This is a genomic window from Proteus columbae, from assembly GCF_009914335.1.
GTDB lineage: Bacteria > Pseudomonadota > Gammaproteobacteria > Enterobacterales > Enterobacteriaceae > Proteus.
Window position 1 is genome coordinate 235,219 of sequence record NZ_CP043925.1, and the last position, 17,321, is coordinate 252,539.

General features: G+C 41.3%; 17 protein-coding genes. 15 read left to right on the plus strand and 2 right to left on the minus strand.

All coding sequences use genetic code 11. From position 1 onward, the window contains the following. The first annotated feature begins 18 nt into the window (after window positions 1-18). From mutL to rplI, 15 genes are all read left to right on the plus strand, one after another. Window positions 19-2,031 (plus strand): DNA mismatch repair endonuclease MutL, encoded by a 2,013-nt coding sequence (mutL, locus tag F1325_RS01190; RefSeq protein WP_109372707.1) that lies wholly within the window; start codon window positions 19-21, stop codon window positions 2,029-2,031. Further along, a complete protein-coding gene (miaA, locus tag F1325_RS01195) occupies window positions 2,000-2,941 on the plus strand; it encodes a tRNA (adenosine(37)-N6)-dimethylallyltransferase MiaA (protein ID WP_109372706.1) in 942 nt (313 codons plus the stop codon). The genes mutL and miaA overlap by 32 nt, the downstream gene beginning before the upstream one ends. Window positions 2,942-3,050: 109 nt before the next feature. Next, the gene (gene hfq / locus F1325_RS01200) at window positions 3,051-3,338 is read left to right on the plus strand and encodes an RNA chaperone Hfq (RefSeq protein WP_075672788.1); all 288 of its coding nucleotides are present in this window, start codon (window positions 3,051-3,053) and stop codon (window positions 3,336-3,338) included. A gap of 94 nt (window positions 3,339-3,432) precedes the next feature. Beyond that, on the plus strand, window positions 3,433-4,716 hold the full coding sequence (gene hflX, locus F1325_RS01205) for a ribosome rescue GTPase HflX (RefSeq protein WP_088495974.1): 1,284 nt from the start codon (window positions 3,433-3,435) through the stop codon (window positions 4,714-4,716). 92 nt (window positions 4,717-4,808) lie between these two features. Then, complete coding sequence (hflK, locus tag F1325_RS01210) at window positions 4,809-6,083, plus strand: FtsH protease activity modulator HflK (RefSeq protein ID WP_109372705.1); 1,275 nt, start codon at window positions 4,809-4,811, stop codon at window positions 6,081-6,083. Between the two features lie 2 nt (window positions 6,084-6,085). Then, window positions 6,086-7,090: a protease modulator HflC gene (gene hflC, locus F1325_RS01215; RefSeq protein ID WP_075672791.1), complete on the plus strand. Its 1,005-nt coding sequence runs from the start codon at window positions 6,086-6,088 to the stop codon at window positions 7,088-7,090. A 183-nt stretch (window positions 7,091-7,273) separates the two neighbouring features. Next, on the plus strand, window positions 7,274-7,444 hold the full coding sequence (locus tag F1325_RS19100) for a hypothetical protein (RefSeq protein WP_167514937.1): 171 nt from the start codon (window positions 7,274-7,276) through the stop codon (window positions 7,442-7,444). 102 nt (window positions 7,445-7,546) lie between these two features. Beyond that, entirely contained in the window at window positions 7,547-8,845 is a 1,299-nt protein-coding gene (locus tag F1325_RS01220; protein ID WP_099076371.1) for an adenylosuccinate synthase, read from the plus strand. Window positions 8,846-9,271: 426 nt separating this feature from the next. Beyond that, window positions 9,272-9,700, plus strand: coding sequence for a nitric oxide-sensing transcriptional repressor NsrR (gene nsrR / locus F1325_RS01225; protein WP_109372704.1), 429 nt, complete (start codon window positions 9,272-9,274; stop codon window positions 9,698-9,700). Window positions 9,701-9,739: 39 nt separating this feature from the next. Beyond that, the gene (gene rnr / locus F1325_RS01230) at window positions 9,740-12,232 is read left to right on the plus strand and encodes a ribonuclease R (protein WP_109372703.1); all 2,493 of its coding nucleotides are present in this window, start codon (window positions 9,740-9,742) and stop codon (window positions 12,230-12,232) included. 101 nt (window positions 12,233-12,333) lie between these two features. Then, window positions 12,334-13,065, plus strand: a complete 732-nt coding sequence (rlmB, locus tag F1325_RS01235) for a 23S rRNA (guanosine(2251)-2'-O)-methyltransferase RlmB (RefSeq protein WP_162558372.1) — start codon at window positions 12,334-12,336, stop codon at window positions 13,063-13,065. A gap of 176 nt (window positions 13,066-13,241) precedes the next feature. Continuing rightward, window positions 13,242-13,640 (plus strand): 30S ribosomal protein S6, encoded by a 399-nt coding sequence (gene rpsF, locus F1325_RS01240; protein ID WP_023583607.1) that lies wholly within the window; start codon window positions 13,242-13,244, stop codon window positions 13,638-13,640. Between the two features lie 8 nt (window positions 13,641-13,648). Further along, window positions 13,649-13,969 (plus strand): primosomal replication protein N, encoded by a 321-nt coding sequence (priB, locus tag F1325_RS01245; protein WP_006535746.1) that lies wholly within the window; start codon window positions 13,649-13,651, stop codon window positions 13,967-13,969. A 4-nt stretch (window positions 13,970-13,973) separates the two neighbouring features. Continuing rightward, entirely contained in the window at window positions 13,974-14,201 is a 228-nt protein-coding gene (gene rpsR / locus F1325_RS01250) for a 30S ribosomal protein S18 (protein WP_000135199.1), read from the plus strand. 40 nt (window positions 14,202-14,241) lie between these two features. After that, window positions 14,242-14,691: a 50S ribosomal protein L9 gene (rplI, locus tag F1325_RS01255; RefSeq protein ID WP_023583606.1), complete on the plus strand. Its 450-nt coding sequence runs from the start codon at window positions 14,242-14,244 to the stop codon at window positions 14,689-14,691. 83 nt (window positions 14,692-14,774) lie between these two features. Here rplI and F1325_RS01260 read toward each other — a convergent pair whose 3' ends face one another. Both F1325_RS01260 and F1325_RS01265 read right to left on the minus strand, forming a co-directional pair. Beyond that, entirely contained in the window at window positions 14,775-15,422 is a 648-nt protein-coding gene (locus F1325_RS01260; protein WP_244185033.1) for a LysM-like peptidoglycan-binding domain-containing protein, read from the minus strand. A gap of 68 nt (window positions 15,423-15,490) precedes the next feature. Next, window positions 15,491-17,182: a hypothetical protein gene (locus F1325_RS01265; protein WP_160229894.1), complete on the minus strand. Its 1,692-nt coding sequence runs from the start codon at window positions 17,180-17,182 to the stop codon at window positions 15,491-15,493. Window positions 17,183-17,321 lie beyond the last annotated feature (139 nt).

Sequence of the window (17,321 nt, forward strand, 5' to 3'; positions counted from 1 at the left end):
TAGAATGGAATAAAGGTAATGGCGATAAATTTATTACCTCCTCAGCTTGCAAACCAAATTGCCGCAGGGGAAGTTGTTGAAAGACCCGCCTCTGTTGTTAAAGAGTTGCTGGAAAATAGTTTAGACGCAGGCGCGACCTCAATTGATATTGATATCGATAAAGGTGGCGCCAAGCTAATTCGCATTCGTGATAATGGATGCGGTATCAATCGTGATGATTTGAAGCTAGCACTTGCTCGCCATGCAACTAGCAAAATATCAAGTCTTGACGATCTCGAAGCCATAATGAGTATGGGTTTTCGTGGAGAAGCATTAGCGAGCATTAGCTCAGTTTCTCGGTTAACGCTGACATCGCGTACTCAAGATCAAGAAGAGGCATGGCAAGCTTACGCCGAAGGCCGAGATATGGCTGTGACGGTTAAGCCTGCGGCTCATCCCGTAGGAAGTACGGTTGAAGTCCTTGATCTGTTTTATAACACACCAGCAAGGCGTAAGTTTTTACGTACTGAAAAAACAGAGTTTGCACATATTGATGAAGTGGTGCGCCGCATTGCGTTATCGCGCTTTGATGTCTCCATCAATCTTACTCATAACGGTAAACGTGTTCGGCAATACCGTGCAGTGAAAGATGAAAGTCAGCAAAATCGCCGTTTGAGTGCGATTTGTGGTAATAATTTTGTCAACCAATCAATGCAGTTATCGTGGGAACATGGTGATTTAGCAATAAAAGGTTGGGTAGAACATCCTTTATCACCTGTGCAAAGTAGTGAAATTCAGTATTGTTATGTGAATGGACGAATGATGCGTGATAGATTGATTAATCATGCTATTCGTCAAGCCTATGATGGGTATTTGCAAGGAGAGCAGCAACCCTCTTACATCTTGTATTTAAGCGTTGATCCTCACCAAGTTGATGTTAACGTCCATCCTGCTAAACATGAAGTTCGCTTCCATGAATCTCGTTTGGTTCATGATTTTATCTATCAAGGTGTACTGAGTGTTTTACGACAAGCAACGCAAGAGTCTTTATCACTCACTTCAGATGATGAAGAAGAACACGAAACAGCGTTAAACTTTCCTGAAAATCGTCAAGTTGCGGGTGAAAACGTATTTTCTCAGCCTTATCAAGCACCAGTAGCTCAAACTCCGAAAAATACATCATCATCACACCAATACAGTGAACGAGAGCGCAACAATAATTCACCTCAAAAGCAAGCCTCTCAATTTGGAGATCGTCGTCAGTTTGGTGAGAGTTATCAACGGACACAAGGCGCGCTTTATCAAAAAATGATACAAGAAAGTGTATCTACATCAAAAGATAAAGAGAAAATACCACTATTTCCTGACCGTGCCCCATTGAATTTAGGTGAAATCGTTCATACAACTAATAATATCGAAGAAGATACTATTTCGGTGATGCCTCGTTCTGTCAATGCGAAAGATGGACGAACTGATTATACTTTTGGGCGAGTATTGGCAATTTATCAGCACAAATATGCGTTAATAGAATCTTCACAAGGTCTTGGGTTGTTATCATTGGAAGAAGCAGATTTTCTGTTAAAATGTGCGCAATTACTGCCTAAAGATGAAACATTGAAGCCACAACCTTTGCTAGTGCCTTTAAAGTTGGCATTGAGTAAAGAGGAGATTAGCGTATTCAATCAGTTTCAATCGCTAATCAGTCATTTTGGGATCGTTATCGAAATTTCTCACGGTAAAGCAACAATACATGCTGTGTCGTTACCTTTGCGCCAGCAAAATTTACCTGTGTTACTGACAGCATTATTAGCCTATTTGTCAGTAGAGCAATCTTGTACTGAGCAACAACTTGGACAGTGGTTTGCAAAACAATTAGGTGCAGAGCAAGCACAGTGGTCGCAAGCTCAAGCAGTAGGACTATTGGCTGATATTGAAAGACTTTGTCCGCAATATGTCAGACGGCCAGCAAAAAACTTATTACAATTAATAGAATTACAACCGGTGGTAGCGGCATTAAATAATGAGCGAAGTAAACACGCAAATAAAACCTAAAGCAATTTTCCTAATGGGGCCTACAGCGTCAGGTAAAACGGCATTAGCAATTGCACTAAGACAAAAGCTGCCTGTAGATATTATTAGTGTGGACTCTGCGCTTATCTATCGTGGTATGGATATTGGTACTGCAAAGCCAGATGCGACAGAGCAATCGCTTGCGCCACATCGATTAATTGATATTCTAGACCCCGCATTACCCTATTCCGCAGCTGATTTTCGACGTGATGCATTAAATGCCATGGAAGAAATTACCGCAGCTGGGCGAATTCCACTATTAGTGGGCGGGACTATGCTATATTTTAAAGCGTTACTTGAAGGTCTATCGCCTTTACCCAGTGCAAATCCTGATGTTCGTGCTGAAATAGAGAAAAAAGCAGTAGAACAAGGGTGGGAGGCAATACATAAAGAGTTAGCATTAGTTGATCCTGTTGCAGCACAACGGATCCATCCTAATGATCCTCAACGACTTTCTCGTGCACTAGAAGTTTACCTGATTTCAGGTAAGACAATGACGGAATTGACAAAAATATCAGGCGAGTCTTTGCCCTATGATGTTTATCAATTTGCGATTGCTCCGAAAGATAGAAATGTTCTTCACCAACGCATTGAAGCTCGTTTTAAACAGATGTTAACGTGTGGATTTGAAGATGAAGTAAAATCATTATATGAACGGGGCGATCTGCATGAAGATTTACCTTCTGTACGTTGTGTCGGTTATCGCCAGATGTGGTCATATTTATCTGGCGAAATAGATTATGATGAGATGGTTTATCGAGGGATCTGCGCTACCCGGCAATTAGCGAAGCGACAAATCACCTGGTTAAGAGGTTGGAATGACATTCACTGGCTTGATAGTGAAGATCCAAAACAATCTCTTGACACTGTTTTGCAGGTAGTTAGTGCATAGATGGTAGGTTTGTGTAAAATTGATAGTTGCCAAAGCGCAATTTTTGAGTAGTTCATTTTTCGAACCAATTGGGTTCTAATATAAAACAACAAAATAAGGAAAACATAGAATGGCTAAGGGGCAATCTTTGCAAGATCCTTTCTTGAACGCATTACGTCGTGAAAGGGTTCCCGTTTCTATCTATTTGGTAAACGGCATTAAATTGCAGGGTCAGATCGAATCTTTTGACCAATTTGTTATTTTGCTGAAAAACACAGTAAGTCAGATGGTATACAAACATGCTATCTCTACCGTGGTACCTTCGCGTCCTGTTTCTCATCATAGCAATACAGGTACGAACCAAACTGGTACAGGCTACAATGGTGGCGCTGCTCAGCAGGATGATGTTGCAGAGTAATAATTCAATATTATTCTTGATATAAGAAAAACATAGGTAGGGAGACTTTACCTATGTTTTTTCCTGTTTTTATAAAGTCCAAGAGGTTTCGCCTTTGTTTGATCGTTATGAAGGTGGCGAATTAGCCGTTTTAGTGCACGTCTTCTTTTCTCAAGAAAAGAACGTTGATGATTTGCAAGAATTTGAATCTTTGGTGACATCTGCGGGTGTTAAACCGGTTCAGATTATTACAGGAAATCGTAAAGCACCTCATCCTAAATATTATGTGGGTGAAGGTAAGGCAGAAGAAATTGCCGAGGCTGTAAAAGCAAGTGGTGCAGATGTTGTTTTATTTAATCATGCACTGACACCTGCACAAGAGCGAAATCTGGAAAGACTTTGTGAATGCCGTGTGGTTGATCGCACGGGAGTTATCCTTGATATCTTTGCTCAAAGAGCAAGAACTCATGAAGGAAAGCTACAGGTAGAACTCGCCCAGTTACGTCACTTATCAACCCGTTTAGTCAGAGGGTGGACTCACCTTGAAAGACAAAAAGGGGGGATCGGGTTACGAGGACCAGGCGAAACTCAGCTAGAAACAGACCGCCGCTTACTCCGAGGTAAAATTAGTCAAATTCTAATGCGATTGGGTAGGGTTGAGCGTCAGCGTGAACAAGGACGGCAAGCGCGGAGTAAAGCTGATATTCCAACATTATCCCTTGTTGGTTACACGAATGCAGGGAAATCGAGTTTATTTAATCACATTACCTGTTCTGATGTGTATGCAGCAGATCAGCTCTTTGCAACATTAGATCCGACACTAAGACGTATTCAAGTTGATGATGTGGGAACCGTTGTATTAGCCGATACTGTTGGATTTATTCGACATTTACCTCACGATCTTGTTGCTGCTTTTAAAGCGACTTTGCAAGAAACACGAGAAGCGACCTTACTTCTTCATGTTATTGATGCAGCAGATAGCCGTTTTGAGGAAAATATTCATGCCGTTGAAAGTGTATTAGAAGAGATTGATGCTCAAGAAATACCAACACTGCATGTTATGAACAAAATTGATCTTCTTGAAGACTTCACTCCAAGAATTGATCGAAATGAAGAAAACTTACCCGTTAGGGTTTGGGTTTCTGCACAAACAGGCGAAGGTATTCCTCTGTTGTATCAGGCGTTGACAGAACGTCTTTCAGGTGAGATCGCACACTTTGAATTACGTTTACCGCCAGAAAATACAGGGCGCTTACGTAGCCGTTTTTATCAATTACAGTCAATAGAACGTGAATGGATTGAAAAAGACGGTAAAGTTGGGCTAATCATACGTATGCCTATGGTAGACTGGCGCCGCCTTTGCAAGCAGGAACCAAATTTATTGGATTACGTGGTCTGAAACTCGGCCATAATAATGAACATTAACTGAGAGCTGGCGACGAAATCGGCTCTTAAGCCTGATAAATCTAATCATAATAATGGAGCTAGAACATGGCGTGGAATCAGCCCGGTAACAACGGACAAGACCGCGACCCGTGGGGTAACCGAAACAGCGGCAATAATAATGGCGATGGCAACGGTAACTCTAACGGCAATCAAGGAGGTCGGAATCGCGGAGCATCAGATCTCGATGATATGTTCCGTAAACTGAGTGAAAAGCTTGGTGGTTTCGGCGGTAAAAAAGGTGGAAACTCCTCTTCTGGGCAAAATGGCGGTCCTCGTAGCAATGCTGGAAATCTTTTGATTTCTCTTGCATTAGGTGCGGTAGTCGTGGTTTGGGCTGCAAGTGGTTTTTATACCATCAAAGAGGCAGAACAAGGCGTAGTGACTCGTTTTGGTAAATTTTACCAAATCGTTGAACCTGGTCTGAACTGGAAACCGACTTTTATTGATGAAGTTCAGCCTGTTAACGTAAAAACTATCCGTGATTTAACCACGGGTGGTATGATGTTAACGTCAGATGAAAACATGGTTCAAGTTGAGATAAACGTGCAGTATGTTGTCTCCGATCCAGAAACATTCCTGTTTAACCTGACAACACCAATTAACAGCTTAGGTCAGGCAACTGACAGCGCAGTACGTGGCGTTATTGGTCGTTCAGAAATGGAAAAAATTCTGACTTCTAACCGTTCAGAAATTCGTGACCAAACACGTCAAGAATTAGAAGAGACTATCCGTCCTTATAACATGGGTATCTCGATTGTGGACGTCAACTTCCAAGTTGCTCGCCCACCAGAAGCGGTAAAAGCGGCATTCGATGACGTAATCGCTGCCCGTGAAGAAGAGCAAAAAACAATTCGTCAAGCTGAAGCGTATAAAAACGAAGTGTTACCGTTAGCAAAAGGTAACGCGCAACGTATGATTGAAGAAGCGACTGCTTATAAAACCAGTGTGGTGATGAAAGCAGAAGGTGAGGTAGCAAGCTTTGCTAAAATCTTACCTGAATATCGTGCTGCTCCTGAAATTACTCGCGAGCGTCTTTACATTGAAACGATGGAAAAAGTGCTATCAAAAACACGTAAAGTTATCGCTAATGATAAAGGTAACAGCATGTTAGTGCTGCCTTTAGAGCAAATGTTACGTCAGCAACCTCAATCTGCACCATCGAATACGTTTGAGGCGCCAGCTCGTGTAACGGCACCTGCTCCAGCTGCAAATCCAGCACCGGCACAAAAACCAGCAACAACGACTTATGGTAATGGTGGATATGGTAGTAATAATGGCGGTTATGGTCAGCCTTACGGCAATAATCAAGGAGGACAATAATCATGCGTAAAGTTATCGCTGTTGTTGCAGTTATTATTTTAGCGTTGTTGTACTCTTCTGTATTTGTCGTTCAACAGTATGAGCGTGGTATTATTTTACGCTTTGCGAAAGTTGTACGTGATGCTGAAAATAAACCTGTTGTTTATGAACCTGGTCTTCATTTTAAAATTCCATTTATTGAGAATGTGAAAAAACTGGATGCGCGTATTCAAACTATGAATATCCAGCAAGACCGTTTCTTATCAGGTGAGAATAAAGACTTATTAGTCGACTCTTATCTGAAATGGCGTATCAGTGATTTCAGCACCTACTATCTGGCAACAGGTGGTGGTAATACAACGCAAGCGGAAACATTACTGCGTCGTAAATTCAGTGACCGCTTACGTTCTGAGATTGGTCGTATGAGCGTAAACCAAATTATTACGGATTCTCGTGGTCGTTTAACCATTGATGTTCGTAATGCACTGAATGAAGGTACTCCATCTCGTGATTCAAGTGCTGCTGATGATGCGATTGCCATTGCTGCGAAGAAAGTAGCTGAAGAAACCAAAGGTCAAGCGCCTGCTATCAATATGAACAGTATGGCGGCTTTAGGTATTGAAGTGATTGACGTTCGAATCAAGCAAATCAACTTACCTATGGAAGTTTCTGAGGCGATTTATCAGCGTATGCGTGCAGAGCGTGAAGCCGTTGCTCGTCGTCACCGCTCACAAGGTCAAGAGCAAGCTGTGAAAATTCGTGCAGCTGCGGATAAGACCGTAACAGAGACACTTGCTGAATCTGAGCGTGAATCATTACGTCTTCGCGGTGAAGGTGATGCCCAGGCGACTAAACTGTTTGCTGATGCGTTCAACCAAGATCCAGACTTCTATGCCTTCATTCGTAGCTTACGTGCTTATGAAAAGAGCTTTAACCAAGATGGTAATGACGTCATGGTGTTAAGCCCAGATAGCGATTTCTTACGCTATATGAAAGCACCAACAAAAGCGCGAGCGATTGAAGAGTAATTTCCAAACGTATTAAACCGTTTGAGTAAATAATAAAATCCTCCACCTTAAAAAGTGGGGGATTTTTTTTGATATCAATAAGATAAAGCGAGTAATCTAGCTAAGAAATAAATAATTGTGCATAAAAAGATGAAAATTTACGCTTAATGGTTTCCAAAATGGTTTTAGCTGGGATAGTATAAAGTGAAAATTGCATTTCAAGATAAACCTTCGGCAATTCCGAAGCGTCTTCTTCGCCATTTTCACTTTTATGTCACTCTGCTTCCTGTTTTTGCGATCAAAACTGTTGATAAAATTCACAATACGTTTGTGATGCGGATTTTTCAGGCAAAAATATTGACAATGGCAAGATAATCTATTGCTTAAAAGCGGGGATGACATAATTAGATAAAATCTACTGTAACTCTTGAATTGAGATGGTAGAATCCTTTTTTAAGCAACCGAGTGTATTTTGAAATGAGTAATAACGTTGTCGTATTGGGCACCCAGTGGGGTGACGAAGGCAAAGGCAAGATAGTCGATTTGCTGACAGAACGCGCTAAATATGTTGTTCGCTACCAAGGTGGCCATAACGCGGGTCACACTCTAGTCATCGACGGTGAAAAAACCGTTCTTCATTTAATCCCATCAGGCATTCTCCGTGAAAATGTTGTTAGTATCATAGCAAACGGTGTCGTTTTATCGCCAGAAGCCCTGATGAAGGAAATGACTCAACTTGAAGATCGTGGCATTCCTGTTCGTTCTCGTTTACTTCTGTCTGAAGCTTGCCCATTAATCCTTCCTTATCACATCGCATTAGACAATGCGCGTGAAAAAGCGCGTGGCGAAAAAGCTATCGGTACAACAGGTCGTGGTATCGGTCCTGCTTACGAAGATAAAGTTGCTCGTCGCGGTTTACGTGTTGGCGATCTGTTTGATAAAAAAGCGTTTGCACAAAAACTCAAAGAAATCATCGAATACCATAACTTCCAACTGGTGAACTACTACAAAGTTGAACCTGTTGATTACCAAAAAACCTTAGACGATATCATGGCAATCGCTGATATTCTGACAGGTATGGTTGTTGATGTTTCTGACTTACTGTACAAAGCAACACAAAACGGTGAGTTAGTGATGTTTGAAGGTGCACAAGGTACTTTATTAGACATCGACCATGGTACTTATCCGTATGTAACCTCTTCAAACACAACCGCTGGTGGTGTGGCAACAGGTTCAGGTTTAGGCCCTCGCTATGTTGGTTACGTATTAGGGATCATCAAAGCTTACTCTACTCGTGTAGGTGCAGGTCCATTCCCAACTGAATTGTTTGATGAAGTGGGTGACTTCTTACGTGAGAAAGGCCAAGAATTTGGTGCAACTACAGGCCGTAGCCGTCGTACTGGCTGGTTAGATATCATCGCTATTCGTCGCGCTGTTCAAATCAACTCACTGTCTGGTTTCTGCATGACTAAACTGGATGTGTTAGATGGTCTGAAAGAAGTGAAATTGTGTGTTGGTTATCGTTTACCAAATGGTGAAGTGATTGATACAACACCTTTAGCAGCCGATGATTGGGAAGGTATCGAGCCTATCTACGAATCAATGCCAGGTTGGAACGAAAGTACTTTTGGTGTGAAAGATCATGCTCAACTGCCACAAGCAGCGCTGAACTACATCAAACGTGTAGAAGAACTGACAGGTGTTCCTGTTGATATCGTTTCTACTGGTCCAGACCGTTCAGAAACCATCATTCTCCGTCATCCATTTGATGCATAATTTGCATTAAATTGGTTTGATGTGAACATCGTCCCTGAAAATGACAGGGGCGATTTTTTCGTATCTGTTTGTTGGTTAAATTGGGATAAAAATACGTGTTACATATAAGATAAGACAGCTTTACACTCGGTTTTGCTTCTGTTCTATCAGTAACGCGTAAAAAACAGTAAGACAATGTTATTGTTGTAATATCAGAAATAAGAAAGCGATCTGTTGAAAATCGACAGTATCGCTTTTTCTTTGTCTGTGATATCGCTATTATTTTGTTAATAGTCAAGTGAGAGACGGAAATAACTCACTTTTGAGCATATCTTTGCTAAATGTCCAAAAATTAAACATAATATTGCTTAATAAAATGATATTCTCATTAATAATTACTGATCCCTTAACGACTTTAATAGGGAAAACCACTTTTCAGAGGTCATTGTGCAATTAACCAGTTTTACAGATTATGGATTGCGAGCATTGATATATATGGCTTCACTGCCAGAAGGCAAAATGACGAGTATCACTGAAGTGACACAAGTCTATGGTGTCTCGCGTAACCATATGGTGAAAATTATTAATCAACTTAGCCATTTAGGTTTTGTTGAGGCTATTCGCGGTAAAAATGGAGGGATCCGTTTAGGCAAGCCTGCAACAAACATCATCGTGGGTGAGGTTGTTCGTGCTTTAGAGCCACTTTCATTAGTAAACTGTAGTGCTGAGTTTTGCCACATTACCCCAGCTTGTCGACTAAAACTGGTGTTAAATCAGGCAATTGAGCAGTTTTTGAAAGAGTTAGACCGTCACACACTCGCCGAGCTAGTTGAAAATAATAGCTCCTTATATAAATTGTTATTAGAAGATGTTTGAGTCTACTATTTCATCAAATCTGATAGCTTGGAGGTCATAATGTCAAAAGATCCTTTTCAGGATAGAGAAGCAGAGAAATACGCCTCTCCAATTGCTAGTCGTGAATATATTTTAGAAGAAATGAAAAAACGCACGGCACCAATGAGTCGTGAAGATTTAGCACAGGCGTTAAAAATTTCTGGTGAAGAAGACTTAGAAGCGTTGCGTCGCCGTTTAAGAGCAATGGAACGTGATGGTCAATTAGTTTTTACCCGTCGCCAATGCTACGCATTACCTGAACGCCTTGATTTGTGGAAAGGCAAGGTAATCGGTCACCGCGATGGTTATGGTTTTTTACGTGCAGAAGGTCAAAAAGATGACCTCTATCTTTCACAAGATGAAATGAAAAAAACTATGCATGGCGATGTGATCCTTGCTCAACCTTTAGGTATGGATAGAAAAGGTCGCCGTGAAGGTCGTGTTGTTCGTGTTATTGAACCTCGAAATAACCAAATTGTAGGTCGCTATTTTATTGAGTCAGGTATGGGATTTGTTGTACCTGATGATAGCCGTTTAAGCTTTGATATTCTTATTCCTAAAGAAGATATCATGGGCGCACGAATGGGAAATGTGGTTGTTGTTGAAATCACAACAAGACCTACTCGTCGCACTCAAGCAGTAGGACGTATCGTTGAGATCCTAGGCGAAACGATGGGAACAGGTATTGCAGTAGAAATTGCTCTGCGTACTCATGAGATCCCTTATACATGGCCTGAAAAAGTCACAAAAGAAGTTGCTGATTTAAAAGAAGAAGTACCAGAGTCAGCTAAGCAAGGACGTGTTGATTTACGCAAATTACCATTAATTACCATTGATGGTGAAGATGCACGAGATTTTGACGATGCGGTTTATTGTGAACGTAAGAAAGGCGGAGGCTGGCGTTTATGGGTCGCAATTGCGGATGTGAGCTATTATGTGCGTCCACAAACGGCATTAGATACAGAAGCGCGTAGCCGAGGAAACTCTGTTTATTTTCCTTCTCAAGTAGTGCCGATGTTGCCAGAAGTTCTGTCTAATGGATTGTGTTCATTAAATCCACAAGTTGACCGCTTATGTATGGTTTGCGAGATGACGGTTTCTGAACAAGGGCGTCTTTCTTCTTATAAATTCTATGAAGCAGTAATGAGTTCTCATGCACGAATGACTTACACCAAAGTGTGGAAAATCATTCAAGGCGATGAGGAACTGCGTGAACACTATAAACCTATCGTTCAAGATATTGAGCATTTATATGAATTGTATCAAGTGCTAGATAAGGCGCGTGAGCAACGTGGTGCGATTGGTTTTGAATCAGAAGAAGCGAAGTTTATCTTTAATGCAGAGCGTCGTATTGAGCGTATTGAGCCAGTGGTTCGTAATGATGCACACAAATTGATTGAAGAGTGCATGATCCTTGCTAATATCGCAGCCGCTCGCTTTGTTGAGAAAAACGAAGAACCTGCACTTTATCGTATTCATGATAAGCCTAAAGAAGAGAGTGTCCTGAATTTGCGTTCAGTCTTTAATGAATTAGGGTTAACGTTGCCAGGAGGCTTAACGCCAGAGCCAGCAGACTACGCGCGTGTTATGAAAGAGGTTGAAGAGCGCCCTGATCGTGAAATGCTGCAAACCATGATCTTACGTTCTATGAAGCAAGCGATTTACGATCCTGAAAATCGTGGACACTTTGGTTTAGCATTGAAATCTTATGCTCACTTTACCTCGCCAATTCGTCGTTACCCTGACTTAGCCTTGCATCGCGCAATTAAATATCAAATTGCGAAACAAGCAGGTCACGGTTCACAGCGTTGGACACCAACAGGTGGCTACCATAGTGATATGGACACCATGTTGCAATTAGGCGAGCACTGCTCTTTAACTGAGCGCCGTGCTGATGAAGCAACACGAGATGTCGCTGATTGGCTGAAATGTGACTTTATGCTGGATCAAATTGGTCAACAATTTACAGGTATTATCACCAGCGTAACGGGCTTTGGTTTCTTTGTCCGCTTAAACGATCTGTTTATCGATGGTTTGGTGCATGTTTCCACATTAAATAATGATTACTATCAATATGACAATGTTGGTCAGCGCTTGATTGGTGAGTCTTCAGGGCAAGTTTATCGCCTTGGTGATGAAGTGGAAGTGAAAGTGGAAGCAGTGAGTATGGATGAACGTACTATTGACTTCTCTTTAATTTCAACAACACGTACCGCGCGTAATCCGGGTAAAACAGCCCGTGTTCGTGGCCTCAAAGGTGAAAAAGACAAGAAAAACGCAAGTTCTAGTAAGTCTCGTCGTCGTGATGCAAGCAAAGACAAAAACTTTGAGCCAGATAGTGCTTTCAAAAAAGGCAAATCATCAGGTCGAGGTAATGCGAGCAAAGACAAAGCTGTAAAAGACCAAGTTGCGAAAGATAAAGCAAGTAGCAAACGTAAGAAAGCATCATCACAAACCAAAAAGATAGAGGCAAAACTTAAAGCTAAACGCGCAGCCAAACGCGATAACGCATAAAGTTTCGTTCTTCTGGTTCTTTTTAAAAGGCGGAGACTCCGCCTTTTATCTGTTTTGTGCCTTTTATTTTTTAATGAGTAAGCACCGCTATGAGCGAAGAAATTATTTATGGTATTCACGCAGTAACCGCATTACTTGAGCGTGATCCTGCACGTTTTAAAGAAGTTTATGTATTAAAAGGGCGTGAAGATCGCCGTTTAACACCTGTTATTCATGAATTAGAAGCTCAAGGCATTCTAGTTCAAGTGGCTAATCGCCAATGGTTAGATAGCCAAACAGAAGGTGCTGTTCACCAAGGTATTATTGCTAAAGTAAAACCAGGTCGTCAGTATCAAGAACAAGATTTACCAGACTTATTAGCTAAAGTTGATACACCTTTCTTATTAGTGCTAGATGGTGTTACTGATCCCCATAATTTAGGGGCTTGTTTACGTAGCGCAGATGCAGCTGGTGTGCATGCTGTTATCGTTCCAAAAGATCGTTCTGCACAATTAAACGCAACAGCCAAAAAAGTGGCTTGTGGTGCAGCAGAAAGTGTACCTTTAATTAAAGTGACTAACCTTGCTCGTACATTACGTTTCCTGCAAGAAGAGAACGTTTGGATTGTCGGCACAGCAGGCGAAGCAGATCATACTTTATATCAAAGCAAACTCACTGGCCCAATGGCATTAGTGATGGGCGCTGAAGGTGAAGGTATGCGTCGTTTAACTCGAGAGCATTGTGATGAGCTGATTAGTATCCCAATGGCGGGTACGGTGTCTTCACTCAACGTTTCTGTGGCAACCGGCGTTTGCTTATTTGAAGCGATGCGCCAGCGTATTATCGTGAAATAATTGCGTGAAATAATCGCTGATTTTATTTTATTCTCTATACTCCCTTGAGTTTTATTGACCGCGGGGGTATAGTTACGCGTCAATTTTTTCAGTCACAACTTAAACAAGTTCCTTGCCTCCATGGGTGGTGACTGACCCTGACAGGAGGCTGATAAATCCGTAAGGAGCAATATCAAATGCGTCATTACGAAATCGTTTTTATGGTTCATCCTGACCAGAGCGAACAAGTTCCGGGCATGATCGAGCGTTATAAAACCGCTATCACTAATGCAAATGGTCAGATCCACCGTCTAGAAGACTGGGGTCGTCGTCAATTAGCTTATCCAATCAACAAACTGCACAAAGCACACTACGTTCTGATGAACGTTGAAGCTCCGCAGGAAGTGATTGATGAACTGGAAACTACTTTCCGTTTCAACGATGCCGTTCTCCGCAACATGATTATGCGTACTAAACACGCAGTAACTGAAGCTTCTCCAATGGTTAAAGCAAAAGACGAACGCCGTCGTGATATCGCTGATGACCTCGATGATGAAGATGAAGTTGATGATGTAGCAGAGGATTCTGAAGAGTAATTAGTGCTGTGACGGCTAATAATCATTTGGTGCTAACTGGCACAGTGTGCAAAGCATTAATTCGAAAAGTTAGCCCCGCTGGGATCCCGCACTGTCAATTTGTTATTGAACATCGTTCAATACAAGAAGAGGCGGGATTAAAAAGACAATCATGGTGCCGAATGCCCATTATTGCTAGCGGGAAAGCGTTACAAGCAGTTACTCACAGTATAACGGTCGGCAGCCAAATCACCGTTTCTGGATTCATTAGTAGCCATCAGGCGCGAAATGGATTGTTTAAATTGGTGCTTCATGCCGAGCAGATTGAATTGATAGATTCTGGAGACTAGCCATATGGCACGTTATTTCCGTCGTCGTAAGTTCTGCCGTTTCACAGCAGAAGGCGTACAAGAGATCGATTATAAAGATATCGCTACGCTGAAAAACTATATCACTGAAAGTGGTAAAATTGTACCAAGTCGTATCACCGGTACTCGTGCAAAATACCAGCGTCAGCTGGCTCGTGCTATCAAGCGCGCACGCTACCTGTCTTTATTACCTTATACTGATCGTCATCAGTAATAGGTATATAGTCCATTAATGACTTGTAGAGGATAAGGTAATGCAAATTATTCTGCTTGATAAAGTAGCGAATCTGGGTAGCCTGGGTGATCAGGTTAACGTAAAATCGGGCTATGCTCGTAACTATTTAATCCCACAGGGTAAAGCTGTTTCTGCGACTAAGAAAAACATCGAGTTTTTCGAAGCGCGTCGTGCTGAGTTAGAAGCTAAATTAGCTGAAACTTTAGCAGCAGCTGAAGCTCGTGCAGCGAAGATCAATGCACTGGGTTCTGTCACTATCAGCTCTAAAGCGGGTGACGAAGGTAAACTGTTTGGTTCAATCGGTACTCGTGACATCGCTGATGCAGTAACTGCAGCTGGCGTTGAAATGTGTAAGAGCGAAGTTCGCCTGCCAAATGGCGTTCTGCGTACTACTGGTGACCACGAAGTTCACTTCCAAGTTCACAGTGACGTATTCGCTGAACTGAATGTTATCATTGTTGCTGAATAATCTCTGATTAAACAGTTAATGTTGATAAAGAAAAACGCCAGCTAAGCTGGCGTTTTTTTTGGGATAAATAAATGCTTTTTTTACTATGGTGTACGGTAATAACTTCCATCACTCAAACGAGTGTAAGTGATAACAGTACCGGCGCTATTTGTCACTTCTAGCATACTGACATCACCTTGTGGATTACGCTGTAAACGAATAGCTTGCCCTGAGCGTAATTGGCTTAATGATTTCTGTTGGTCTTCTGACTTCGCCATAGAAAATGCATCATTGACAGGAAGTTGATTGTCTCTAAAAAGCTGCGCTAAGGTTTGTCCCTCTTTAATGGTATAAGTCTGCCATGTTTGCGCTGGTGTTGATTGAGTGTCTTGTTGCGGTGTTGTTTGAGCAATATTTCCCTCATGATCATTTGTCGTTGGAGCCTCAATTGATGGAGAAATTCCAGGTTCGGCATTTGAGTTATTTTGTGCTTGAGGGATCGGTGTTTGATACGCCGGATCATTGGTAGATGATGCTATTGGCACCGGAAGATCATTCGTTGATGATGACGGTTGAGGTGGCTCACTAGTGTTTTCACTTGTCGGCCAAAAAAACACGACCAATAAAGCAATAGCAATAACCAGTATTGCTCGACGATGTAAGCCAGGGAATTTGCCCATATTCACCTCATTATTGATCTGTGAATCAGTATTATGAATTGCTGTAACATCTTTTTTATTCCTTGTAGCCATACTAGCACGAACCATGATCCTAACCTGCTCCCTGAATTCTTTTCAGAATTATCTATTCGCTCTAACCGTTAATGTTCTTTATTCCCTTGATGGTTAACTAAAAACAGTTTCATACGTTGATACACATTTTTATCAGTTTCTATGGTTAAAGCCTGCGTTAATTCACCATAAAGATCATGAGGCAATAATGTGTCAGACCATGTTGAAAGAACATTCAGCGCCATATTTCTATCACGCAATGTTGGACTGCGTAATTGCCTTTTGATAAGTGACCAGCCGATACCAGGAAAACCACCAAGATCTTGCATAATATATTCAACGGCATGATGAGACTGATATTCAGAGTCGGTAGTTATTAATGGATCATCTATGCTATCTAATGCTGTTAATTCAATTTGTTGTTCTGCAAGTTTAACTACTCTTTCTATTTTGTGAGAAGCATCTGTTTGCATTAATTGGTGCCACCAATCCGCATTGGGATTGTCTTTTTGTAGTGAAAAGAGTAATTCCCAAATATCAAGGCGAAGAGATTTAGCGACAAGGCTTGCTTGGTAATTTTTTGAGCGAGAAGGATTTTGTAATGCTTCGATAATGAGTGTCGACCATTCTGGTTTTTGAATAATATTTTGCGAAGCAGAGATAATTTGTTGTTGGCATTGATCGTTCCAGCCGAGAGACTCGAGTAATAACCAATCTTCACCACTATTTTGTACAAAGTCAGCGATTTCACAGACACAATAAAGGAGCTTTAATTCTTTTGGTGGCAAAGTATCGACTTGTGAAATAAAAGCATTACACGCTTGGGTGCCCTCTACATAATCATAGATATCTTTTGCAGGGCCTCCATTAAGCAGTGCGCGTAAAAGATCACTACAACCAAGTAGTAACTCATTATCTAAAGGATGTGTGTTTAACATCTCTAATAATGCCCCTTTTGTGACACAGTCATAGGCTACATATTCTGTCATCACATTATTTTTATACCCTTCAGTCAGCAGCCAATAGCGATTATTAACAGACAGTGTTGAAGGCAGATGTTCGATAAATTGAATACGTCCCCAGCCTTTAGTTCGTTGACCTAGGGAATATAAAAAAGGCTCAAATTCTTCACAGGAGAGGCGCTGTTTCAGCGATCGAATAGCATAAAGTGTAAATTCAGGGTGAAGGGCAAACAATAAAAGTAAACGTTGAGAAGGACTATCGCTAAACGTGCCTAATAGCCCTAATACGATTTTGATCGGATTTTTATCAGGGCTTGACTTCAAGATCCACAAGATGAATTGAAAATAGACCTCATGATTAATCAATGTTTCATCTTGTTCTATTTTCTTTATCAGATGAGGAAGATAGGTAATAGGCGCGAGTTTATCTTGGTAGGCCATTGAATAAAAAGAATCGACATGCTCTTTATCAGGCAAAAAAACGACATGTTTTATTGCATGATAGAGCGACAAGGCAAATTCTTCACATGCTTTTTGAGAAGGCTGTCGTTCAATCGCTCGACCTATTCGTTGGTGCAAAATAATACCTTCACGAGCGCCAGCTGACCAACTAAAAGGTATTGAATTGTCAGGTTTTACTTTTAGATGCGCGTCTGACAATAGATTTAATTCATCAGGTAATGGTGTATCACCTATTTCATAAGGTTTTAATTGTGAAAAAATTGAAGGGGCAGAAGACGAGCAAACGTTAGGAAAGTCTACTGTGAGATCGATAGACAGAGGTGACTTACTGAAAAGCTTATCGCGCCAATTAGTCATAATAGATCCTATTTGTTTTGCCGTCTTAGTATAACTTTAGCGGAAAATAGGAAAGCTGGACAAAAAAAGCCAGAAAATCCACTTATATCACTTAAAAAATCCCTACTCGAAACATACCTCCCTTCTTGAGATAAAAAAC